22 protein-coding genes and 1 pseudogene are annotated in these 23,162 nt (G+C 66.6%); 15 read left to right on the forward strand and 8 right to left on the reverse strand.

The annotated features are described in order from the left end of the window. Positions 1–254: 254 nt before the first annotated feature. The 7 genes and pseudogenes from fumC to H5U26_RS08665 all read left to right on the forward strand — a co-directional run bounded on the left by fumC (position 255) and on the right by H5U26_RS08665 (position 6,918). Entirely contained in the window at positions 255–1,649 is a 1,395-nt protein-coding gene (gene fumC, locus H5U26_RS08635; protein WP_290618681.1) for a class II fumarate hydratase, read from the forward strand. 142 nt (positions 1,650–1,791) lie between these two features. After that, a pseudogene (locus H5U26_RS08640) lies at positions 1,792–2,657 on the forward strand (IS5 family transposase). Positions 2,658–2,821: 164 nt separating this feature from the next. Then, positions 2,822–3,571: a hypothetical protein gene (locus H5U26_RS08645; protein WP_290618683.1), complete on the forward strand. Its 750-nt coding sequence runs from the start codon at positions 2,822–2,824 to the stop codon at positions 3,569–3,571. 26 nt (positions 3,572–3,597) lie between these two features. Next, the gene (locus tag H5U26_RS08650; RefSeq protein WP_290618685.1) at positions 3,598–3,912 is read left to right on the forward strand and encodes a hypothetical protein; all 315 of its coding nucleotides are present in this window, start codon (positions 3,598–3,600) and stop codon (positions 3,910–3,912) included. Positions 3,913–3,925: 13 nt separating this feature from the next. Continuing rightward, positions 3,926–4,675 carry a hypothetical protein gene (locus tag H5U26_RS08655; protein ID WP_290618687.1) on the forward strand — a complete coding sequence of 250 codons (750 nt, stop codon included), beginning with the start codon at positions 3,926–3,928 and terminating at the stop codon, positions 4,673–4,675. A gap of 4 nt (positions 4,676–4,679) precedes the next feature. Continuing rightward, positions 4,680–5,150, forward strand: a complete 471-nt coding sequence (locus H5U26_RS08660; protein WP_290618689.1) for a hypothetical protein — start codon at positions 4,680–4,682, stop codon at positions 5,148–5,150. A 727-nt stretch (positions 5,151–5,877) separates the two neighbouring features. Further along, positions 5,878–6,918 carry a cytochrome-c peroxidase gene (locus tag H5U26_RS08665; protein WP_290618691.1) on the forward strand — a complete coding sequence of 347 codons (1,041 nt, stop codon included), beginning with the start codon at positions 5,878–5,880 and terminating at the stop codon, positions 6,916–6,918. Between the two features lie 282 nt (positions 6,919–7,200). Here the strand turns inward: H5U26_RS08665 and gloA are convergent, their stop codons facing one another. The 4 genes from gloA to alaC form a co-directional block, all read right to left on the reverse strand. Continuing rightward, a complete protein-coding gene (gloA, locus tag H5U26_RS08670; protein ID WP_290618693.1) occupies positions 7,201–7,593 on the reverse strand; it encodes a lactoylglutathione lyase in 393 nt (130 codons plus the stop codon). 398 nt (positions 7,594–7,991) lie between these two features. Next, positions 7,992–9,065: a threonine synthase gene (thrC, locus tag H5U26_RS08675; RefSeq protein WP_290618695.1), complete on the reverse strand. Its 1,074-nt coding sequence runs from the start codon at positions 9,063–9,065 to the stop codon at positions 7,992–7,994. Position 9,066: 1 nt separating this feature from the next. After that, positions 9,067–10,380, reverse strand: a complete 1,314-nt coding sequence (locus H5U26_RS08680) for a homoserine dehydrogenase (protein ID WP_290618697.1) — start codon at positions 10,378–10,380, stop codon at positions 9,067–9,069. Next, a complete protein-coding gene (gene alaC / locus H5U26_RS08685; protein ID WP_290618699.1) occupies positions 10,377–11,582 on the reverse strand; it encodes an alanine transaminase in 1,206 nt (401 codons plus the stop codon). The genes H5U26_RS08680 and alaC overlap by 4 nt, the downstream gene beginning before the upstream one ends. Positions 11,583–11,699: 117 nt before the next feature. Between alaC and H5U26_RS08690 the strand changes: the two genes are divergently transcribed. After that, the gene (locus tag H5U26_RS08690) at positions 11,700–12,101 is read left to right on the forward strand and encodes an MTH938/NDUFAF3 family protein (RefSeq protein ID WP_290618701.1); all 402 of its coding nucleotides are present in this window, start codon (positions 11,700–11,702) and stop codon (positions 12,099–12,101) included. Positions 12,102–12,285: 184 nt separating this feature from the next. Next, on the forward strand, positions 12,286–14,025 hold the full coding sequence (gene sulP / locus H5U26_RS08695) for a sulfate permease (RefSeq protein ID WP_290618703.1): 1,740 nt from the start codon (positions 12,286–12,288) through the stop codon (positions 14,023–14,025). 75 nt (positions 14,026–14,100) lie between these two features. Here sulP and H5U26_RS08700 read toward each other — a convergent pair whose 3' ends face one another. The 3 genes from H5U26_RS08700 to H5U26_RS08710 all read right to left on the reverse strand — a co-directional run bounded on the left by H5U26_RS08700 (position 14,101) and on the right by H5U26_RS08710 (position 16,476). After that, entirely contained in the window at positions 14,101–14,841 is a 741-nt protein-coding gene (locus H5U26_RS08700) for a metallophosphoesterase (RefSeq protein ID WP_290618705.1), read from the reverse strand. A 47-nt stretch (positions 14,842–14,888) separates the two neighbouring features. Then, entirely contained in the window at positions 14,889–15,731 is an 843-nt protein-coding gene (locus tag H5U26_RS08705; RefSeq protein WP_290618707.1) for a TauD/TfdA family dioxygenase, read from the reverse strand. A 61-nt stretch (positions 15,732–15,792) separates the two neighbouring features. Next, on the reverse strand, positions 15,793–16,476 hold the full coding sequence (locus tag H5U26_RS08710) for a GntR family transcriptional regulator (RefSeq protein WP_290618709.1): 684 nt from the start codon (positions 16,474–16,476) through the stop codon (positions 15,793–15,795). Between the two features lie 228 nt (positions 16,477–16,704). On the opposite strand from H5U26_RS08710, the gene H5U26_RS08715 reads away from it, so the two are divergent. The 6 genes from H5U26_RS08715 to H5U26_RS08740 all read left to right on the forward strand — a co-directional run bounded on the left by H5U26_RS08715 (position 16,705) and on the right by H5U26_RS08740 (position 22,812). Continuing rightward, positions 16,705–17,379, forward strand: coding sequence for an isochorismatase family cysteine hydrolase (locus H5U26_RS08715; RefSeq protein ID WP_290618711.1), 675 nt, complete (start codon positions 16,705–16,707; stop codon positions 17,377–17,379). 30 nt (positions 17,380–17,409) lie between these two features. Then, positions 17,410–18,978, forward strand: coding sequence for a hypothetical protein (locus tag H5U26_RS08720; protein WP_290618713.1), 1,569 nt, complete (start codon positions 17,410–17,412; stop codon positions 18,976–18,978). 92 nt (positions 18,979–19,070) lie between these two features. Continuing rightward, positions 19,071–19,883, forward strand: coding sequence for an outer membrane protein OmpK (locus H5U26_RS08725; protein WP_290618714.1), 813 nt, complete (start codon positions 19,071–19,073; stop codon positions 19,881–19,883). Next, complete coding sequence (gene atzF, locus H5U26_RS08730) at positions 19,871–21,688, forward strand: allophanate hydrolase (RefSeq protein ID WP_290618716.1); 1,818 nt, start codon at positions 19,871–19,873, stop codon at positions 21,686–21,688. The genes H5U26_RS08725 and atzF overlap by 13 nt, the downstream gene beginning before the upstream one ends. An 81-nt stretch (positions 21,689–21,769) precedes the next feature. Continuing rightward, positions 21,770–22,456 carry an isochorismatase family cysteine hydrolase gene (locus tag H5U26_RS08735; RefSeq protein ID WP_290618718.1) on the forward strand — a complete coding sequence of 229 codons (687 nt, stop codon included), beginning with the start codon at positions 21,770–21,772 and terminating at the stop codon, positions 22,454–22,456. Then, positions 22,453–22,812 carry a cupin domain-containing protein gene (locus H5U26_RS08740; protein ID WP_290618720.1) on the forward strand — a complete coding sequence of 120 codons (360 nt, stop codon included), beginning with the start codon at positions 22,453–22,455 and terminating at the stop codon, positions 22,810–22,812. The genes H5U26_RS08735 and H5U26_RS08740 overlap by 4 nt, the downstream gene beginning before the upstream one ends. Before the next feature lie 52 nt (positions 22,813–22,864). Here the strand turns inward: H5U26_RS08740 and H5U26_RS08745 are convergent, their stop codons facing one another. Next, positions 22,865–23,086, reverse strand: coding sequence for a hypothetical protein (locus H5U26_RS08745; RefSeq protein WP_290618722.1), 222 nt, complete (start codon positions 23,084–23,086; stop codon positions 22,865–22,867). Between the last annotated feature and the right edge of the window lie 76 nt (positions 23,087–23,162).

Here is a 23,162-nt window from a genome sequence, read left to right on the forward strand (position 1 = left end):
GACGCTCGCGCGGACCCCGCCAGCAGGCTCGGACGCGCGGCATAAATCGCTCCGGTGCGGCGCGAAGTCTAGCACAGGGGGCCTGCCGTCCCGACTCGCCACGGCCGGGACAAACCCGCTGCGTTGTCGCAGGCGCTTGCCCGAACTTGTGCCCGGTTACCGCACCGGGGCGGTCGATACCACCCGGCCGGGGCCGCCGCGCCCGGTAGAATTCCGGCCTCGCGAAGTCACCCATTTCAATACGGAGTCAGGCAATGTCCTTTCGCATCGAGCGCGACACCATGGGCGAGCTGGAAGTCCCGGCCGACCGCTACTGGGGCGCGCAAACCGCCCGCAGCCTGAAGTTCTTCGCCATCGGCGGCGAGCGCGAGCGCATGCCACTGGAAGTGATCCACGCCTTTGGCGTGCTGAAACAGGCCGCTGCGCTGACCAACGCCGATCTTGGCCTGATGCCGCAGGACAAAGCCGACCTGATCGCCCGCGCGGCGGCCGAAGTGGCCGACGGCAAGCTCGACGACCACTTCCCGCTGGCGGTGTGGCAGACCGGCTCCGGCACCCAGAGCAACATGAACGTGAACGAGGTGATCGCCAACCGCGCCATCGAAATGGCCGGCGGCGAACTGGGCTCCAAAAAGCCCGTCCACCCGAACGACGACGTCAACAAGAGCCAGTCCTCGAACGACACCTTCCCCACTGCCATGCACATCGCCGCCGCGCGCGAGGTGCACGACGCGCTGCTGCCGGCCCTGCGCCACCTGCGCGACGTGCTGGCCAGAAAAGCTGCCCAGTTCGAGTCCATCATCAAGGTCGGCCGCACCCACATGATGGACGCCGTGCCGCTGACCCTGGGCCAGGAATTCAGCGGCTACGTGCACCAGCTGAACGACGTCATCGACGCCGTGGACAGTGCCCTGCCGCGCCTGTACCAACTGGCCATCGGCGGCACCGCGGTCGGCACTGGTCTCAATACCCATCCGCGGTTTGCCGATGCGGTGGCCGACCGCATCGCGGAACTGACCGCGCTGCCCTTCATCACCGCGCCGAACAAGTTCGCGGCGCTGGCCGCGCACGACGCCATCGTGTGGATGAGCGGCGCGCTCAAGACCGCCGCCGCCGCGTGCATGAAGATCGCCAACGACTTCCGCCTGCTGGGCTCCGGCCCGCGCTGCGGCATCGGCGAGCTGTACCTGCCGGAGAACGAACCGGGCAGCTCGATCATGCCCGGCAAGGTCAACCCGACGCAGTCCGAGGCGCTGACCATGGTGGCCGCGCAGGTGTTCGGCAACGACGTCGCCATCAACTTCGGTGGCGCCAGCGGGCACCTGGAACTGAATGTCTTCAAGCCGCTGCTGATCAGGAACCTGTTGCAATCGGTCCGCCTGCTGACCGACGCCAGCCGTTCCTTTGCCGACCACTGCGCCGCCGGCACGGTGGCCAACGAGGCACAGATCGCCCAGTACCTGGACCGCAACCTGATGCTGGTGACGGCACTGAATCCGCACATCGGCTACGACAATGCCGCCAAGGCAGCCAAGAAGGCGCACCACGAGAACCTGACGCTCAAGGAATCCGTGGTCGCACTCGGCCTGCTCAGCCCCGAGGATTTCGACCGCCTGATCCGCCCGGCGGACATGCTGGGGCCGGGCTGAGCCCGACGCCGTTCGCGGCGGCGCCGTACCCGTGCGCAAAGTGATGTAACGCGGCAGGCGGATCACGCTCAGCGCCAGGGAACCCCAATAAACGAATCGGCGTCGAGGTACGATTCAGCTACTGAAACTGGGGGCGATGCGGATGACGCAAGCAACGCTTGAGGTGCTGGCGTTTGCGACCAAGAAAAAGGCGGATTTGGCGCGAAGCCTTCCTCGCCGAGATGGAGTGCGTGGTGTACTGAGCTGCGTTGGAGGCGGTCATCGAGCCGCATTACCCGAAGGCTGGCCGCCGTGGCACCCAGCCCGAAGCGCTGGGTGCGATGCTGCGCATCTACCTCATGCAGCAGGGGCACGCGCGCTCTCCGGCGCGGGCATGGAGGACGCGCTATACAAGATCGAGTCCATGCGCCGCCTCGCCGGTCTGGAGTTGATCTACAGCGTGCTCGAAGACTGCGGACTGCTGCTCAAGGGCGGCACGATGGTCGATGCGACCATCATCCATGCCCCGACGTCGACGAAGAACAGGCCAAAGCGCGAAACCTCAAGATACTCCAGACCGAGAAGGGCAACCAGTGGTACTTCGGCATGAATATCCACATCGGGGCCGACGTCGACAGCGGTCTGACGCACGCCGTGTCGGTAACCCCGGCCCATGCGCCGGGCATCAGCCAACTGCCGGACCTGCTGCGGGAGGGCGACCGGACCGAGTTCGGTGACAAGAAGGGCTACGTGAACTACCGGATCAAGCGGGCGGCCCACCGGCCCGGCGCCTGCTGGGCGGTGGCCCTGAAGGCGAGTACGCGGCGCCCGCTGACGGCGGCCAACAAGCGCACCCACCGGCGCCGGTCGCGTATGCGCAATCAGGCGGAGCACCTCCTTCGGGCACTCAAATGCCCGCTTGGCTACGTCCGGGTGCGCTACAAGGGTTCTGTCAAGAGCGTCGTCCAGGTCTGCACGCTGATCAATCCGGCGAACCTGCACCTGATGCGCAAGCGGATGCTGGCATGACCGGTATAGATCCACCCCAGTGCCCCCCGCAAACAAGGCGCCCAGCCCCCAAAGGGCCATCCGGGGCACCTCGATTCGCGCCAATCCGCAAAAACCCCAGCTCGCGGGAGCGGGGGGAATTACACGATTTGTCAGAGGGTCCGTACCTACAGGAGTGAAATGGCATGAACTACAAAAAGCTCAGCCTGATTCTGATATCGGGAGGCGCGGCAATCGTCGTGCTGTCGGTGGTGTGGTTTCTGGCGGCGTACGCGGAGGCGATGGACAGCATCGGCCGGTTTGGCGGAAAAGACATGGCCGCCAAAATGATGGCCTGCCTGTATTCTTCCCCCGCCATCTGCCAGGGGGCTGGCATTTTCAGCGATACTCCGTTGTATAGCCCCGTCGGGTTCTGGATCGGCGTCATCGCCCTGCTCGCCGGCATCGCGGTCCGGTTTGCGACCACGAGTAGTGCTGCGCCGGGCAAATCCGTGTCAGCCGGCACCGCAGAGAACCTCGTGTCCGGCGGAATCCTGACATTCATCCCCCCGGACCAGTACGCCCGGTACAGTTACATCCTGACGCTGAGCGGCGCCGTGGGCGGCTTGATCCTGATGCCCCTGGGAATCGTTGCACTGGCCGGCTGCGTGCTGGCCCTGCTTGGGCTCACCGCGTACCGACCTCGCCTGAACGCCCTAACCATTCCCCACCTCGGCCTGATCTGCCTGATTGTCGCAGCGGCTGCGCTGCTCCTGTTTGTCACCCGGGGCACGTTCCTGTTTCTGCTCGCGGCGCTGGCGCAGATCGCCTGCCTGTACGTGGGCTTCAACAGCTATCGGCATGGCCGAGTGATCACTGCGCAGAATCTTAAAGAGGAGGTTCTGATGGCCCTGAAACCGGGAACGTCTCCGCCCTCCGATCATGAACAGCCCTGACTACCTGAACCGGATGGAGTGAACCCATGCGCAGAAACCTGTTCAACCTCAAGCGCGGGCTGTCCCTGCTGCCGGTGCTGTTGCTCACCGCGTGTGGCCGCGACTTCCAACCGGGCGCATACGTGGACCCGCAGTACGGCACTACCTACGAATTCGGCGAGGACGGTCGGGGCAAGCTGATCGGCGGTGTGCCCGGCACCCCCAGCTTCACCTACCAGGTCAGTGCCGACGCGGTGACCACCTCCGGTGCGGTCAACCTGACCCTGAAACGTATCAATGACAAGACCCTGGAGCGTCCCGATGGCACGCGGTTGGTACTGCGCGACGATGGACGGCAATAGAGAGGTGCACGCCATGATGACGGTCGTTTCCCGTTTCATTCGAGGGCTTGCGCTGGCGCTGCTCGCCCTGAGCGGCCCGGCCGCCGCCGAGGAAAGCGAAAGCCCATTCGACATCCTGGGGTTTCGCCTGGGCATGACCCCCGAACAAGTGGCCTCCGTGTTTCGTCAGCTCAATCCCGACATGGACCTGAAAACCGATCATCGCCATTTCCGGTACTCCGACGGCCTGGCCGATCACCAGACCGAGTCCTTCGTGGGCAGGCTCAGTGGCAACATCCGCCTGGACGGCAAGACGAAATCCACGCTTTATGTTGCAGTCGAGTTTTCTCCGCCGCCCGAAGGCGGCAGGGCGGTGCAGATCGTGCGCAGCGACAGCAACATCGTCAACCCGGTCACATTGGCCGAATACCGCGACGCGCTGATCGCCAAATACGGCCCTCCCAGTGCCGAGCGATACGGCTTGCAGTGGCACTTCCCGGCTGACCGGACGCTTTGCTCAAACAGTGCGAACGGTCCGGTCGCGGGTCAACTGGGCACCCTCGCGCAGGGTCGCGACCGCGCGCAGAAACTCGCCGATCCTTCCCAGTGCGCGTCGTACCTGAGCTTCCGGATGACGGGCGACCCGGTAACCGATGTCTACGCCAGGCTGATAGACGTCGAGCATGCCATCCGTAGCCAGCTCGCGGCCAATGCCTGGGTGGCCCGCCAGCAGGCCGAAGCGGTCGAGGCACGAAAGGCCAAGGGCAAGGGCCCGGAGCTGTAACGCCATGAGAAGCGCGCTTCTGTTGGCCAGCCTGCTCGCAACCAGTGCGGCTCATGCCGGGGAACCTATTCCGCCCGCCATCGAAGCACTGCTCGAACAGACGGCCGAGCGACGCAGTGCACTGGTCGCTCACGAGGGGAAGGGCTTTTCCTACCGCAGCTACGGCAGCAATGAACTGCTGTACGCCGTCGGCGATCTCGATGGTGACGGACGCCCGGAAATCGCCGCCCGTCTAGTGTATTTCATGGGTGTCGGCTCCTACGACCTCGTCGACATCTTTGCCGATCGCGGCAACGGCTACGAGCAGGTGGACTTCATCAATCTGTACAACGTGGGCCTTGAAGATAAGGTGGAATCCCTGGCGATCCGCAACGGCCTGCTGCATATCGAAACGGTTGGCAGGGAAAGAGGCACCAAGGTCAGCAAATCCGGCGCGTTTCCCTGGCCCGCACCGGAATCGATCAACAGAAAGTGACGCGGCAGCGTATAGGCCGAACAAAGGATCTCTTTGCGGTGGGCAGCCGTATCTCAGCTCAGGTCGTCAGCCCGCGGGCGTAAGCGCAGCGCATTGCACCGTATGACGGCTCTATTCGATGCAATGCGGCTTCGCCTTGTTGCACCCTTGTATTAACCCTTCGTTTGAAGGTGGTTGGGATGAGCCTGCGAAACCAACAGCTCACGACATATCGTTACAAGCGAAACAATGGAAAAGAAAAGCGATATCGGCGTGCTGATGCAAAAGGCGGCACTTGCTTCTTCACCGTGAATATTGCGTAACTTCGACTTCGCTTGCTGGCGGACTATGTGGCGATTGTGTTGGCGAAGGTCAAGCATGTGTTTCGCCATCTGAAGATTCGTTTCGGCTACGCCAGGGTGCGCTACCGGGAGGCTGGCGAACAATTTGAGTCGCTTCGTGTGCCTGGCGGCGCTGTCGAAGGTGCTCGCGGGCGACGCGTACGTGCACCGTCAGGGCAAGGGGCGCCCTGAACAGGAAAAAGCCCGGAAAACAGAGCCGAATCAAGGACGAATGAGTGGAATCGTGCGAAAAATCACTTTCCAGGAAGCGAAATATGCGACGGGCTGCGCTTCGTGCAGAGGTGCCTTAAGGATTTGTTAAGCATATTGTGGCGTACTTTCCGTTGAGCGCAGAGGGCTGGCCCCTGATTGATTTGAGCGTTGGAAATTAGCGAGAGTATCTTGATATGAAAGAGCGCAGGATCGTATCCGGAATCCGCCGACTTGGCTTTTTGCTATTGGGCATCACCGCGGGGGCGCAGGCTTTCGAGCCGTTGCCGGAAAAACCCATTGCACCGGCCACGAACCCAACCACACCGGCCAAGGTGGCCCTGGGCAAGGCGCTGTATTTCGATCCGCGCCTGAGTGTGGACGGCTCGGTGTCCTGCAACTCCTGCCACAACGTGATGGGGGGCGGCGAAGATGGCCGACCATTCTCCATGGGGGTGCGTGGGCAATTGGGCGGCCGCTCATCGCCCACGGTTTGGAATGCCGCTTTCCTGTCGGTGCAGTTCTGGGATGGACGCGCGCCCAGCCTGGAGGAACAGGCCAAGGGACCGATGATCAACCCCGTTGAGATGGGTAACCCCGATCATGCCGCGGTGGTCAAGCGCCTGCAAGGAATCGAGGGATACAAGCCCTTGTTCAAGCAAGCCTTCAACGCGCCGGAGATCACCATCGACCGGGTCGCGCAGGCCATTGCTGCCTACGAGCGGACCTTGATCACCCCCGACAGCTCCCTGGATCGTTATCTGAAGGGGGACAAGAAAGCGCTGAACGAGAGCCAGCTGCGTGGCATGCAGGCGTTCCAGGATGTCGGTTGCGTGGCCTGCCACAGCGGGGCGGCTTTCGCCGGTCCGACCTTGCCCGAAGGACAGGGGTTTTACCAGAAGTTCCCGACCTTTCCCGGCAGTGCCTATGACGCGAAATATCGTCTGACGGAAGATACGGGCCGCTTTCAGGTGACCCATCAGGAAGCCGATCGCCACATGTTTCGGGTGCCAACGCTGCGCAATGTCGCCTTGACCGCGCCCTATCTCCACAATGGCTCCGTATCGACGCTGGAGGAGGCGGTGCGCGTCATGGCGAAGGTCCAGCTGAACAAGGATCTGGACGATGGGCAAGTGCGCGATCTGACCGCCTTCCTCAGCGCCCTGACCGGAACCTTTCCCCACCAGGAAATGCCCCAGCTGCCGCCGACTCCGGGCCGAACCGCGTTTGCGCCGTGAAGTGCACTGAATTCCGCTTGGGCGCCATCAGGCCAGCCCGGTTGGGCTGACGCGGGAAGCCCAACCTAACGCCACAAGCCATGCACTACCGACGGCCTGATGCACTGCGCGCGCAGCCCGCCGTAGGGCACAGTAACGCAGCGCATTGCGCCGTCTGAAGGTTCTATCCGCTGCAATGCGGCTTCGCCTTGTTGCACCCGACGGCGGGCTGGCGGTGCACCTTCATCGTGTGCACAGCGAAGGAAATGCGCCCCGGCGCGATTCTCCGGGGCGCTAAAGGCATCAGTCGCTGCGCTGCGGCGAGAGCAGTTCGATCTTGTAGCCGTCGGGGTCCTCGACGAAGGCGAGGATGCTGGAGCCGTGCTTCATCGGCCCCGGCTCGCGGGTGATCTTGCCGCCACGAGCGCGGATGTCCTCGCAGGCCTTGTAGACGTCCTCGACCTCCAGGGCGATGTGGCCGTAGCCGGTGCCCGGCTCGTACTTGTCGACGCCCCAGTTGTAGGTCAGCTCGATCACGCTGTTGTGCGACTCGTCGCCGTAGCCGACGAACGCCAGGGTGAACTGGCCGTCCGGGTAATCCTTGCGGCGCAGCAGGGTCATGCCCAGCACTTCGGTGTAGAAGGCGATGGATTTGTCCAGGTCGCCGACACGCAGCATGGTATGCAGCAGTCTCATGGGGTGCGTACTCCTCGATCAGGCCCCGCCGCGGGCTTCCAGAACACGACCCCGGCTCATGGCCGAGGCCCGTCTGGCTCGGGTTTGCAAGCTTACCAGAACAGCTTTCGGTCCTTGCCCAGGCGTTGCTGGGTAAAGATTCAGTCAGATTCGTTCGCTTTCCACGCAGCGCATCGGCACGAAAATCGGTGCAATCGAGCCCGTAGAGCTTGCTCAGGTCGTTGAAGACTTCAATGAACTTGTCGGCGGCCCAGCCTTCGCAGCAGCCCGCGCAACAATCGCGGCGCATTGCGCCCGTATTGTCTTGAGATGATCGCCCGGCGAAGCCGGGCTCTACAGTTCTCCGATGTCGGGTCGGCCGTCAGTCTCGGTTCGAACCCCGGCGCGGCCGGAAATTCCTACCGGCCGCGCTCCAGCCGGCGCAGGATGGCCGCCTCCAGGGTGGCGCGGTCGGCCTTGACGGGTTTCAGGTCCGGCGCGCTGCGCAGGGCGATGTCCGGATCCTTCAGGCCGTTGCCGGTCAGGGTGCAGACCAGTGTCTTGCCGGCCGGGATGCGGCCGGATTGCAGGTCGCGCAGCGCGCCGCCGATGGACGCCGCCGAAGCCGGTTCGCAGAACACGCCCTCTTCCATCGCCAGCAGTTTCTGGGCGGCGAGGATTTCGTCGTCGGTCAGCGCCGCGAACCAGCCGCCGGACTCGCGCTGGGCGGCGATGGCCTTGTCCCAGGACTGCGGGTGGCCGATGCGGATGGCGGTGGCGATGGTCTCCGGCTGGTCGATCGGGTGGCCGGCCACGAACGGCGCCGCGCCGGCGGCCTGGTAGCCGGCCATAACCGGCAGGTGGCAGCGCCCGGCGGTGTGGTACTGCGTGTAGCCCATCCAGTAGGCGCTGATGTTGCCGGCGTTGCCGACCGGCAGGCAGTGGTAGTCCGGCGCCCGGCCGAGCGTGTCGACGATCTCGAAGGCGGCGGTTTTCTGCCCCTGCAGGCGGTGTGGGTTGACCGAGTTGACCAGCGTGACCGGCGCGGTCTGCGCCAGTTCCTTGACCAGCGCCATGCCGTCGTCGAAGTTGCCGGCGATCTGCAGCACTTCGGCGCCGTGCACGATGGCCTGCGCCAGCTTCCCCAGCGCGATCTTGCCTTCCGGAATCAGCACGAACGACACGATGCCGGCGCGCGCCGCGTAGGCCGCCGCCGAGGCCGAGGTGTTGCCGGTGGAGGCGCAGATGATGGCGCGGCTGCCCTCGTGTACCGCCATCGACACGGCGGCGGTCATGCCGCGGTCCTTGAACGAGCCGGTCGGGTTCAGGCCCTCGAACTTGACGTAGATGTCGGCGTCGACGCCCAGCCGGCGCGGGATGTTGCGCAGGCGGATCAGCGGCGTGTTGCCTTCCAGCAGGCTCACCGGCGCGACGCCGGCCGGCAGGTCCAGCCAGTCCCAGTAACGGGCGATCAGGCCCTCGTAGGCGCTCATATCAGTGCTCCAGGTGGTCCAGGCGCAGGCTCACCACGCGGCCTTCGATGCTGGGCAGCGCCTCGATGCGGGCGATGGCCTCGCGCAGGGCGCGCTCACGGACGGTGTGGGTGAGCAGGATGACTGCCACGTGGCTCTCGCCGGGCGGCGGTTCCTTTTGCAGGATGGCCTCGATGCTGATGTGCTGGTCGGCCAGGATGCGCGTGACATCGGCCAGCACGCCCGGCCGGTCGAGCGCGGTCAGGCGCAGGTAGAAGGCAGTCTCCACGGCGTCGATCGGCAGGATCGGCAGCGCCTGCAGGCGGTCGTGGTGGAAGGCCAGGTACGGCACGCGGTGTTCGGGGTCGATGGTCAGGGCGCGGGCGATGTCGATCAGGTCCGCCACCACCGCCGAGGCGGTCGGCCCGGCGCCGGCGCCGGCGCCGTAGTACAGGCTCTGGCCGAGCGCGTCGCTGTCGACCAGCACGGCGTTGATCACGCCGTCCACCTGCGCCAGCAGATGCCGCTGCGGCAGCAGCGTCGGGTGCACGCGCAGCTGCACGCCGCGCTCGCTGCGCCGGGCGATGCCCAGCAACTTCAGGCGATAGCCGAGCTGGCCGGCGTAGTCCACATCCACCGCCGACAGGTCGCGGATGCCTTCCACGTGCACCTCGTCGAAGCACAGCGGCATGCCAAAGGCGATGGCAGCCAGGATCGCCAGCTTGTGGGCGGCGTCCACGCCGTCGATGTCGAAGCTCGGGTCGGCCTCGGCGTAGCCCAGGCGCTGGGCCTCGGCCAGCGCGGTGGCAAAGTCCAGGCCCGCATCGCGCATCTGCGTGAGGATGTAGTTCGAGGTGCCGTTGATGATGCCGGCCAGGCCGTGGATGCGGTTGCCGGCCAGGCCCTCGCGCAGGGTCTTGATGATGGGGATACCGCCGGCCACCGCGGCCTCGAAGCCGACTGCCACGCCGGCGCGCCGGGCGGCTTCGAAAATCTCGTTGCCGTGGTGGGCGATCAGCGCTTTGTTGGCGGTGACCACGTGCTTGCCGGCGTTGATGGCCGCCAGCATCAGTGCCCGCGCCGGCTCGATGCCGCCGATCAGCTCGGCAACGATGTCGATGTCCGGGTGGTGGACCAGCTCGAAGGGATCGGCCAGCAGGTGCACCTGCCCGGCCAGCGCGCTGCGCCGGCGGCGCGGGTCTTTGACCGCGGCGTGGGTGACGCGCAGCGGTCGCCCGGCGCGGCGGGCGATTTCGTCGCCGTTGCGGGCCAGCAGCTCCAGCGTGCCGCCGCCGACCGTGCCCAGGCCCAGCAGGCCGATGCGTACCGCGTTCATGCGCCGGCCTGCGCCGGCTGGGCTTCGTGGCCGCGCAGCATGCGGCGGATGGAACGCACCGCCTGGCGCGTGCGGTGTTCGTTCTCGATCAGGCCAAAGCGCACGTATTCGTCCCCATATTCACCAAAACCGATGCCCGGCGACACCGCCACGTGGGCCTCGGTCAGCAGGCGCTTGCTGAATTCGAGCGAGCCCAGCGCCCGGTACGGCTCCGGAATGCGCGCCCACACGAACATGGTCGCCTTGGGTTTCTCGACCGCCCAGCCGGCGGCGTTCAGGCCCTCGCACAGCACGTCGCGCCGGCTCTGGTACATGGCGGCGATCTCGCGCACGCAGTCTTGCGGGCCCTCGAGCGCGGCGATGGCGGCGACTTGGATCGGCGTGAAGGTGCCGTAGTCCAGGTAGGACTTGATGCGCGCCAGTGCGCCGACCAGGGTCGGGTTGCCGCACATGAAGCCGACCCGCCAGCCGGGCATGTTGTAGCTCTTCGACAGCGTGTAGGCCTCGACGGCGATGTCCTTGGCGCCCGGCACCTGCAGGATGGACGGCGCCTGGTAGCCGTCGAAGGCGATCTCGGCGTAGGCCAGATCGTGGATGATCCAGATCTCGTTCTCGCGGGCGATGCGCACCACACGCTCGAAGAAATCCAGGTCCACGCAGGCGGTGGTCGGGTTGCTGGGGAAGTTCAGCACCAGGAACTTCGGCCGCGGCCAGCAGTTGCGGATGGCGTTCTCCAGCTCCTCGAAGAAATCCAGCCCCGGCAGCATCGGCACGTGGCGGATGTCCGCACCGGCGATCACGAAGCCGTAGGGATGGATCGGGTAGGTGGGATTGGGCACCAGCACGGCGTCGCCCGGGCCCACGGTGGCCAGCGCCAGATGGGCCAGACCTTCCTTGGAGCCGATGGTGACGATGGCCTCGCTGTCCGGGTTCAGGGTCACGTCGTAGCGGCGCTTGTACCAGGTGCAGATGGCCCGGCGCAGGCGCGGGATGCCCTTGGAGACCGAATAGCGGTGCGTGTCGCCGCGGCGGGCGGCCTCGATCAGCTTCTCGACGATGTGCGGCGGCGTCGGCTGGTCCGGGTTGCCCATGCCGAAGTCGACCACGTCCTCGCCGCGCTGGCGGGCCTGCGCCTTCAGCTCGTTGACGATGTTGAACACATACGGCGGCAGGCGCTCGATGCGCGGGAAACTGTCCTTCATGGAACGTCCGGGCCGGGAGGCTTGGGGGGCGGAGAAGTGCCGGTACGCGCACGGGACGCCGGTACGGGTCGATAATCCGGACCGTCGGGTGCGTCATCGGAAGGGCCGAAATTCTAAATGAAAATCCACATCGAACGAGGCGCCACCTACCGCGTGCAGGCTTACGATGCCCTCAGCGTGGCGGTGGCGCGCGGCGAGGCCGTGCAGACGCTGACCGCCCCTGCCCTGCTGCAACCGGAGGTTGCCCCGGCCGAATGGGCCATCGGGCAGGCAACCGCGCAGGCACCGCCGCCGCTGGCAGCCTTCGAAGCGCTGCTGGAGCACGCACCCGAACTGGTGCTGTACGGCAGCGGCGCGCGGCTGCACTTTCCGGGTGCGCAGGTAATGCGCCTGTTCCACGCCCGCGGCATCGGCTTCGAGACCATGGACACCTTTGCCGCCTGTCGCACGTACAACGTGCTGAGCATGGAAGGCCGGCGCGTGCTGGCGGCGCTGCTGATCGGACCGCTCGACGGGTGAGAGAGGTGCTGCGACGCCAGGCACATTGGGCCCGAGTCGGGCCTCCCACAATTAAAGACGCAAGGATTAAGGAATAAAGAGGGCGCATCCCCCAGCGGGAGGTGCTCAGTCGTTGAAAGGCCACCAAAAACTCTCAACGGCCTGGTAAGAACTTTTGGCACACGCAGCGGAGATCCGGACCTACATGATCGCCTTGGTTGAAGCACACCGCGCCGGGCTGTTCGGCCGCAAGCACTGGCTGCCGAACCTGGTGTCCGGCGTCATCGTCGGCATCGTGGCGCTGCCGCTGGCAATGGCGTTCGCCATTGCGTCCGGCGCCAAGCCGGAGCAGGGCCTGTACACCGCCATCATCGCGGGCTTTCTGGTATCGGCCTTCGGTGGCAGCCGGCTGCAGATCGCCGGCCCGACCGGCGCCTTCATCGTCATCCTGTCCGGCATCACGGCCAAGTACGGCATTGCCGGCCTGCAGATCGCCACCCTGATGGCCGGCGTGATCCTGCTGCTGCTGGGCCTGGCGCGCCTGGGCACCATCATCCGCTTCATCCCGGACCCGGTGATCCTGGGCTTCACGGCCGGCATCGGGGTGATCATCTGGGTCGGCCAGTGGCGGGATTTCTTTGGCCTGCCGGCGGTAAGCGGCGAGCACTTTCACGAGAAGCTGTGGCAGTTGCTGCAGGCCTTGCCACACCTGCATCCGACCACCACGGCGCTGGCGGCCCTGTCACTTGCGCTCGTGATAGTGACGCCCAGGCTGCCCGGCATGAAGCGCGTGCCCGGACCGCTGGTCGCGCTGGTGGTGGCGAGCGTGCTGCAGGCGGTGTTTCAGTTCGACGGCGTGCGCACCATCGGCAGTGCGTTCGGCGGCATTCCGCAGAACCTGCCGACGCTGCAACTGCCGCAGCTCACGACCAGCGAGGTGATCGCCCTGATCGGCCCGGCCTTCACCATCGCCATGCTGGGTGCCATCGAGTCGCTGCTGTCGGCGGTGGTGGCGGACGGCATGGCCGGCACGCGCCACAACTCCAATCAGGAGCTCATCGGCCAGGGCATCGCCAACATCGTGACGCCGCTGTTCGGCGGCATCGCCGCCACCGGCGCCATTGCCCGCACGGCCACCAACATTCGCAATGGCGGCACCAGTCCGCTGGCCGGCATGGTGCACGCCCTGACGCTGGTGCTGATCGTGCTGTTCCTGGCGCCGCTGGCGGTAAACGTGCCGTTGGCGGCACTGGCGGCGATTCTGTTCATCGTGGCCTGGAACATGAGCGAGGTGCGGCATTTCGTGCGGATGGTCAAGCGTGCGCCCCGCGCCGACGTGGCGATTCTGCTGGTGACCTTCGCCCTGACCGTGTTCGCCGACCTGGTGGTGGCGGTCAACATCGGCGTCATCCTGGCCACGCTGCACTTCCTGCGCCGCATGGCGACCAGCGTCGAGGTGCGCCAGGCAACCGAACAGGAACTGAGCCAGGAGTTTGCGCATCTGGGTCTGGTCAGGCTGCCGCCGGGCGTGCTGGTCTACACCGTCGAAGGGCCGTTCTTTTTCGGTGCGGTGGAGAATTTCGAGCGCGCCCTGGCCGGCACCCACACCGACCCGCGCGTGCTCATCATCCGCCTGCGCTGGGTGCCGTTCATCGACATCACCGGCTTGCAGACCCTGGAAGAGGTGATTCGCGACCTGCACCAGCGCGGCGTGCGGGTGATGCTGCTGGGCGCCAATGGGCGCGTGCAGGGCAAGCTGGAACGGGCCGGCATCATCGATCTGATCGGGGCAGACAACAGCTTTGCCGCCTTCGGCGATGCGCTGGCCGTGTGCCGGGAACTGGCCGAGCACGATCCAAAAATGGCGCACGACCGGGCGGTGCTGCTCAGCGAGACCGCCGACTCGATCGTCGTGACTTCGCCATCAGGCGAGAACGGCAAGTGAGGCTGGTCCGAGTCCCAACGACGACGGGCGCCGGTCGATCGGCGTCCTGAAAAAGCCCGCGCGAACGCCGCCCGGTCAACGCGCCGGCGTCACCCGGCAAACCCTTACCTCCGCCGGTGCGCCAGGGCTCAGCTGCACACTCAGAAAGCTGCCCGGCTCGCCCAGCACCGGGTGCGGGGCGCCGCTGTACCAGGCGGTGGTCGCACCGGCTGATACGTCCCGTGCGCAGTGGATGTGGCCCAGCGCCAGGTAGTCGAAATCGGCGTTCTCGATTTCGTGCGCGTGGATCGGCGAGGAATTGCGCGACTCACCCGCCACCGGCACATGCACGCCATGCGCCAGGCCGAGGTACCACAGGTCCGGATCGGGCCGGGCCGGCGGATCGGCCAGCGGCCGGTGGCCTGGATGGTGATCGACCAGCCCCCGTCCCCACACGGCCACGCTCAGCTCGGGCAGGGTCAGCGTCTGCCCGGCCGGGTCCAGCAGCAGGTGCAGGCCGGCGGCGGCGAAGTCGTGGCGGTGGTAGACGGCGTTCTCGGCCAGGCAGTCGTGGTTGCCGGGAATCATCACCACCGGGAACGGCAGGTTCGCCAGGCGCTCGCAGGCCCACTCGACGGTGTCGACGGTGGCGCGGTTGTGATCGAACAGGTCGCCCGCCAGCAGCAGCAGGTCCGGCCGGCCGGCGCAGATGGCCTCCAGCAGGCCATCGAACAGGGCGCGGTCGCGGTCGCGGCGGGCGCGGTTCCAGTCGCCGCCGTAGTAGTCACTGTCGAGGTGAATGTCCGAGCAATGAGCCAGACGCAGGGCGCGATGCATGGCGATTCGTAGGCACTGTGGGGGGCTGCAAAGATACCACCCGCGCCCTAGGCCGGCCGCTGGGCACCCAGCGAGATGCGGTGCATGACGCGCCGATGGCCGTGGTAGTCGTTGATCGGGTTGTGTTGGGTGCAGCGGTTGTCCCACAGGGCGAGCGTGCCGACCTGCCAGCGCAGGCGGCAGGTGAACTCCGGCCGGCACAGATGGGCGAACAGGTAGTTCAGCAGCGGCGCGCTCTCGTCCTCGGTCATGTCCTCGAAACGCACCGTGTGGCCGCCGTTGACATACAGCAGCTTGCGGCCGGTTTCCGGATGCGTGCGCACCACCGGGTGCACGGCGCTGAGCGCGGCGCCGGGGGCGAGCCTGGCGCCGCTTTCGGCCAGGCGATCCTCGCGCGTCTTGGTGACATCGGCCTTGGCCGAGCTGTTGACGGCGCGCAGACCGTCCAGCACCCGGCGCAGACCGTCCGACAGCGTCTCGTAGGCCAGGTACATGTTGGCGAACAGCGTGTCGCCCCCGACCGGCGGCAGCTCGCGCGCCAGCAGCATGGCGGCGATGGGCGGCGTTTCCAGATAGGCCGTGTCAGAGTGCCAGAGGCCACCGAAATTGACCCGCTCGTGCGCCAGTTTGACCACCGGCACGATCAGCGGGTAGCCGTCCAGGCCGCGCAGCATGGGGTACTCGACCGGCTCGGCGATGCGCCGGGCAAACGCCAGGTACTGTTCGGCAGTCAGATGCTGGTCGCGAAAGAACAGCACCAGGTGCTGCAACCAGGCGTGGCGTATCTCGGCCAGGACCGGGTCAGGCAATTCATGGCTCAGGTCCACAGCGCCGACCTGCGCACCAAGAGCGCCCGCCACCGGGGCCACGCTGATGTGCCGGTATTCCATCTTCCCCTCCACACGGGCAGGGTGCCCGCGACCAGCATAGCCCGGCGGCAGCCTGTCTGGCCTATTTGGCCCGGGCGCGGATGCGCTGTTGGGCCAGCTGGGTCAGGGTGATGGCCTTGGCCACGTCCGCGCTCTTGCGGATGTGGCGCAGCAGCAGGGTCTTGGCCGCATCCACGTCGCGCTCCAGCAGGCGCTGCAGGATTTCATGGTGCTCGGCATAGGTGTGGTCCACGCGCGTGGCCTCGGTGAAGTCCAGCCGGCGCACGATGTGGATGTGTTCGTTCACGTCCTTCAGATAGCCCGCCAGGACGGCATTGCCGGCGCCACCGGCCAGTGCCATGTGGAAGCCCTCGTCGCGCGCCACCATGGTTTCCACGGGCGGCGGTTGCTGGGGGGCATGTTTGGGGTCCCAGACGGCGGCCAGTTTCTTGATCTGATTGTCCGGCATGGACACGCAGGCCAGCTCCAGGGCGCGCATTTCGAGTGCGATGCGCACGTCGTAGTAGTGGTTGATGGTCTCGATGTCGATCTCGCGCACGAAACAGCCCTGCTTGGGGCGAATCGTCAGGTACCCCTCTGCCGACAGACGCTGCAGGGCCTCGCGTACCGGCGTGCGACTGACACCGAAACGGACCGCGAGCTCGTTCTCGGTCACCCGGGCGCCCGGATACAGGCTGAAGCTCAGGATCATGTCCTTGAGCTGGCGGTAGATGTCGCGTGGGCTGGCAGCAGGACGGGACGGCATGTGCGCCTCCGACGGAGTCTTGGGTACGCACCATTGTATGCAAGCGAAGCGCCTCAGTGGTGCATCCAGGTGCGCCGATCGCCATTGGCGCATGCGGCGGGGGGATCGCTGACACAGCAATTCCATTGCGTTGCCCCGCCGCGCGGCAGCTGGCACGCCTTTTGAATATCACGATGTATGCAAGAAACCGGTGGCCGACACCGGACTTGCGACCAGGGAGCGACCGCCATGATCGAAATCACCGCCAAACCCTACCCGCTGCGTCTGGACCCGGCCAGCAGCGCGCTGATCGTCATCGACATGCAGCGCGATTTCCTGGAACCGGGCGGCTTCGGCGCCATGCTGGGCAACGACGTGTCCCTGCTGCGCAGTGCCATCGTGCCGTGCCAGCGTCTGCTCGAGGTGGCCCGCAAGGCCGGGATGCTGGTCATCCACACCCGCGAGGGGCACCGGCCGGATTTGAGCGATGCGCCGCCGGCCAAGCTCGCCCGCGGCAAGGGCCCAACCCGCATCGGCGACCTCGGCCCGATGGGCCGCATCCTGATCCGCGGCGAGCCCGGCCACGATTTCATCCCGGAGCTGTACCCGCTGCCGGGCGAGGTCGTGCTGGACAAACCCGGCAAGGGCTCGTTCTGCCAGACCGATCTGGCGCTGATTCTGGCCAACCGCGGCATCCGCAGCCTGCTGGTGGCCGGCGTCACCACCGAGGTGTGCGTGCACACCACCGTGCGCGAGGCCAACGACCGCGGCTTCGAGTGCCTGGTGGTCAGCGACGCGGTGGCCTCGTACTTCCCGGAGTTTCACCGCGTGGCGCTGGACATGATCAGCGCCCAGGGCGGCATTTTCGGCTGGGTTGCCGACTCGACCGCCGTGTGTGCCGCCCTGACCCGTATTGCTGCCTGATTCCGTTCCACCCACCCGCGAGGCCCCGCCATGAACAGCACCGCTCCAAAACTCTGGTCGCCCGGCGACTGGAACGCCTTCTTCGGCTTCGGCACCAACATCCTGGTCAACCTGCTCACGCTGACGGCGCTGCTGCGCTACGTCATCAAGCTGCCGGACGACATCGTGTTCGGACGCATCCTGCCGGCCACCGGGCTGATGCTGTTCCTGTCCACGATCTACTACGCCTGGCTGGCCTATAAATTGGCGAAGAAAGAAGGCCGCGACACGGTCTGCGCGTTGCCATCGGGCATCAGCGTGCCGCACATGTTCGTGGTGGTGTTCGTGATCATGCTGCCGATCGCGGCCGCCAGCGGTGACCCAATCAAGGGCTGGGAGGCGGGGCTGACCTGGGTATTCGTGCAGAGCTTCGTGCTCATGGCGGGCGGCTTTGTCGCGCCCTGGATCAAGAAGATCACCCCGCGCGCGGCGCTGCTGGGGGCGCTCGCCGGCGTGTCGATCGCCTTCATCGCCATGCGCCCGGCGCTGGAGATGTACATGGACCCGGTGATCGGCCTGGCCTGCTTTGCCATCCTGCTGGCGAGCTGGTTCGGCGGCGTGCGCTACTGGAAGGGCATCCCGGCCGGTCTGGTGGCGATCGGCGTCGGTTCGCTGATTGCCTGGGGCGGACTGGCGTTTGGCTTCAACTTCGGCGGCATGAGTCTGGACAAGCTCGGCGCGTCGTTCGCGAGCTTCGGCTTCTCGGTGCCGCTGCCGGCGATCGGCCATGTGTTCGGTGGCTTCGAGTACCTGGCGGTGATCCTGGTCACCGCCATTCCGTTCGGCATCTACGACCTGGTCGAGGCCATGGACAACGTGGAAAGCGCCGAGGCCGGCGGCGACCACTTCCCCACCACCCGCGTCATCACCGCCGACGGCGTGGTGAGCCTGATCGGCTGCCTGCTGGGCAACCCCTTCATCAACGCCGTGTACATCGGCCACCCGGGCTGGAAGGCCATCGGCGGGCGCATCGGTTATTCGGCGGCCACCGGCGTGATGGTGCTGATCCTGTCCTGGTTCGGCATTCTGGCAGTGATGATGGCGCTGATTCCGGTGGTGGCCATCTCGCCGATCCTGCTCTACATCGGCATGCTGATCGGCGCCCAGGCCTTCCAGGAAACGCCCAAGAACCACGCCCCGGCCATCATCCTGTCGCTGATCCCGCAGGTAGCCGGCTGGGGCAAGCTGATGATCGACAACGCACTCGGCGCCGCCGGCACCAACGCCGCCGCGGTCGGCCTCGACAAGCTGGCCGGCACTGGGGTGCTCTACCACGGCCTGGAACTGCTCGGCAGCGGCGCCATCCTGACCAGCCTGATCCTGGCGGCCGTCACGGCCTGCATCATCGACCGCGCCTATGGCCGGGCGGCGGGCTTCGCGCTGGCCGGCTCCGTGCTGACCTTCTTCGGGTTCATGCACAGCGAGGCGATCGGCCTGGCGCAGAGCCCGACCGTGGCCTTCGGCTACCTGGTGGTGGCCGGCGGGCTGTTTGGCCTGGCACGCCAGGCGGCTGCCCAACCGGCCGGCATGGGGGCCGTGGCCCTCGAAGCGGCCGACTGATCCCGGGCGGGCTCGGTGTTGCCGATCCCGCCCTTTTTTCTGATGCCCATTGCATACATCGTCGCATTCAAAAACCTCGCAGGAGTCGTATCATGAAAAGCACCCGCACCTTCGCCCCGTTGCGTGCCCTGCCCGCCCTGGCGCTGACGGCCGGGCTGGCCACGCCAGCCGCGCAGGCCGGCTCGGCGCTGTTCGCCACCACCAACATCCAGTACCTGCATGGCACCAGCTACGCCGACTTCGACCCCGACGGCGGATTCAGCCACACCGACGAGGCCAGCATCATCACCATCGAGCACTTCAACGCCTGGAAGTACGGCGACAATTTCATCTTCGTCGACATCACCAACCCGGACCGCGAGGGCGACGCCTTCGGCACCACCACCGAGGCCGACGGGAGCTTCTATGCGGAACTCTCGCCGCGGCTGTCGATCGGCAAGATGTTCTTCGACAAGGAGCTGTCGTGGGGCATCGTCAAGGACGTGCTGTTCACTTCCACGCTCGAAATCCCCGAGTCGCCGGTCGAGCAGACCTGGCTGTACGGCCTGGCGGTGGACCTGAACTTGCCCAAGTTCCAGTTCTTCCAGGTCAACTGGTACATCCGCGACAACCAGGCCTCGGGCATCGACACCGGCCAGCAGGTGACGCTGGCCTGGGCGCTGCCGTTCAAGGTCGGCCCGCTGCCGCTGGTGTTCGAGGGCTTCTTCGACTACGCCTGGGGCGAGGATCCGCTGCAGGACAACATCATCACCGCGCCGCGCCTGCTGGTGGATGTGGGCGACCTGGTCGGCTTCGGGGCCGGCAAGCTGCAAGCCGGCGTCGAGTATCAGATCTGGCGCAACAAGTTCGGCATCGACGACATGGACGAGGACGTGGCCCAGGCGATGGTGAAGTGGATCTGGTGACGATGAGTCCGGCCAGCGGCGGGGGTACCCCGCCCCTGCCCGACCTGCACACGCTGCGGCGTGCGCTGGCCGACGGCCAGACGGCGCAGGCGGTCATCGAGCAGGTCATCGCCCGGCGGCGGGCGGTGGCCGCCGATGGCATATGGATAACGCCGGTGCCCGACGCGGCGCTGCGGGAGCGGGCCAGGCAACTCGATGCCGGCCCGCGCGGACCGCTGTTCGGCATTCCGTTCGCCGTCAAGGACAACATCGACGTGGCCGGCCTGCCGACCACCGCCGCCTGCCCGGCCTTCGCTTACAGTCCGGAAACGACCGCGCCGGCAGTGCAGAAGTTGCTGGACGCCGGCGCCATCCTGGTAGGCAAGACCAACCTCGACCAGTTTGCCACCGGCCTGACCGGCACCCGCACGCCATACGGCGCGCCGGCCAACGCCTTCGATGCCGACTATATCTGCGGCGGCTCCAGCTCCGGCTCCGCGCTGGCAGTGACCCACGGTCTGGTCAGCTTTGCGCTGGGCACCGACACCGCCGGCTCCGGCCGCGTGCCGGCGGCGCTGGGCAATCTGGTCGGCCTTAAACCCAGCCCGGGCCTGGTCAGCGCCCGCGGCGCACTGCCGGCCTGTCGCTCGCTGGACTGCGTGTCGGTGTTCGCGCTGACCTGCGCCGATGCGCAGGCAGTGCTGGATGTAATTGCCGGTTTCGATGTGCAGGACCCGTTCTCGCGCGTATTTCAGGCCGCCCCGTCGATCGCGCGCCCGCTACGCTTTGGCGTGCCCCTGCCTGCCCAGCGCGAGTTTTTTGGCGATGGTGCGAGCGCCGCGGCCTTCGAGCGGGCGCTGGACGCACTCAAGACCCTGGGTGGCGAACCGGTAGACGTCGATTACACGCCGTTTCGTGACGCCGCCCGACTGCTCTACGACGGCCCCTGGCTGGCTGAGCGTCATCTGGCAATCCGCGAGTTTCTGGCGGCCCGGCCGGAGGCGCTGTTGCCGGTGGTGCGCGACATCATCCAGGGCGGCAGCGGGTACAGCGCCGATGATGCGTTTGCCGCCCAATACCGACTGCAGGCCCTGCGTCAGGCGCTGCGACCGGTATGGGACACCATCGACCTGCTGGTCACGCCGACCATCGGCACCCCCTATACCCGTGCCGCGGTGCTCGCCGATCCGGTCGGCCTTAACACGAATCTGGGCTACTACACCAACCATATGAACCTGCTGGACCTGTGCGCGGTGGCGGTGCCATGCGGATTCCTGCCGTCTGGCCTTCCGTTTGGCGTGACCCTGCAGGCACCGGCCGGCAACGACCGTGCGCTGCTGGTGCTGGCCGACCGGCTGCACCGGGCGCTCAACGAAACGCTCGGTGCCACCGGCCTGCCGCTGGCCGCCACGCCGCCGTTGGCCGACGACTCCCAAGGCGAAGCCCTGTTCCCGATCGCGGTCTGCGGCGGCCACATGCAGGGCCTGCCGCTGAACGGCGAACTGACCGGCCTGGGCGGCCGGCTGCGCGAGCGCACTCGGACCGCGCCCGCCTATCGCCTGTACGCGTTGGCGGGCTTCAGCCCACCACGCCCCGGCCTGGTGCGTGACCCGCCCGGTTCGAGCATCGAGCTCGAAGTCTGGACCCTGCCGCTGGCCGCGGTCGGACCCTTTCTGGCCGGCGTGCCGGCACCACTGGCTATCGGCAGCGTCCAGCTGGCCGACGGCAGCTGTGTGAAAGGCTTTCTGTGCGAGGGCCACGCCGTGAGCGACGCGACGGACATCACGTCCCTGGGCGGTTGGCGGGCCTGGCTGGCGAGCCGCTGAATCCATTGCACGGAAATTGCTTTGTTGTCGCACAAACGACACGGCCCCGAATCGCCTTCACTCCCATCGAGAATCGACACCATGCCAGAACGCTTCCTGGACGCCGAGCCCTACCCCTGGCCGTTCAATGGCGACCTGCGCCCGGAAAACACGGCACTGATCATCATCGACATGCAGACCGACTTTTGCGGTCCTGGCGGCTATGTCGACACGATGGGCTACGACATCTCCCTCACGCGCGCGCCGATCGAGCCGATTCGCGCCGTGCTGGCGGCGTTTCGGACCGGTGGCTTTCACGTCATCCACACCCGCGAGGGGCACCGGCCGGACCTGTCCGACCTGCCGGCCAACAAGCGCTGGCGCTCGCGGCGCATCGGCGCCGGCATCGGTGACCCTGGTCCCTGCGGCAGGATTCTGGTGCGCGGCGAGCCGGGCTGGGACATCATCCCCGAACTGGCGCCGCTGCCCGGCGAGCCCATCATCGACAAGCCGGGCAAGGGCAGCTTCTGCGCCACCGACCTCGAATTGCTGCTGCATACGCGCGGCATACGCAATCTGGTGTTGACCGGCATCACCACCGACGTGTGCGTGCACACCACGATGCGCGAGGCGAACGACCGTGGCTTCGAGTGCCTGCTGCTGGCAGACTGCTGCGGGGCGACCGATCACGGCAATCACCTGGCGGCACTGAACATGATCAAGATGCAAGGCGGGGTGTTCGGGGCTGTGGCCGAGTCGGCGGCGCTGCTGGCCGGCCTGCGCGCGTGACGGCGCATTCAACGGCGTTCGCCAATCTGCTGCAACGCGCCGCCGAGCCGGACCAGCTGCACTGGCAGATGTTGCGGCCGGGCGTGGAGTTTCATGCCCTGTACGGCCAGCCGGGGGTTGGGCCCGCCGCAGCGCTGCTGCGCTACCTCCCGGGGGCCACGGTGCCGGAGCACCAGCACACCGACTACGAACACATTCTTGTGTTGCAAGGCTCGCAACGCGACGGCAACGGGCACTACCCGGCCGGGACCCTGCTGGTGAGTCCGCCGGGCAGCCGGCATGCCGTGGTCAGCGATGATGGCTGCCTGGTGCTGGCAATCTGGTCGGCGCCGATCGAATTCGCCACCGACGCGTGAGCGCGCCGCGGCGCCGGCCAAGCGCCGCCGCGGCGTTCTTCACGAAAGCGGCTTATTCGGCCGCGTCGTCTTTCATGTCCTCGACCGTCTTGTCGATCTTCTCGCCAGCCTCCTCGGCCGGACCCTGCTGGCCGGCGTCCTCGACGGCGTCCTTGGCCTGCTCGACGGCCTGATCCACTTTCTCGCCGGCCTGTTCGGCCGGACCCTTCTCGCTGCAGCCGACCAGGGTCAAGCACGCCAGCGCCGACAGGATGATCAAAGGCTTGTTACTCATGCGCACACTCCAGGATGTGATCGAAACACGCCGCATGCCCCTCCCGGGCAACGCGGCCCCGCCGCCGTGACGGGGC

It is taken from the genome of Immundisolibacter sp., assembly GCF_014359565.1.
Lineage (GTDB): Bacteria > Pseudomonadota > Gammaproteobacteria > Immundisolibacterales > Immundisolibacteraceae > Immundisolibacter.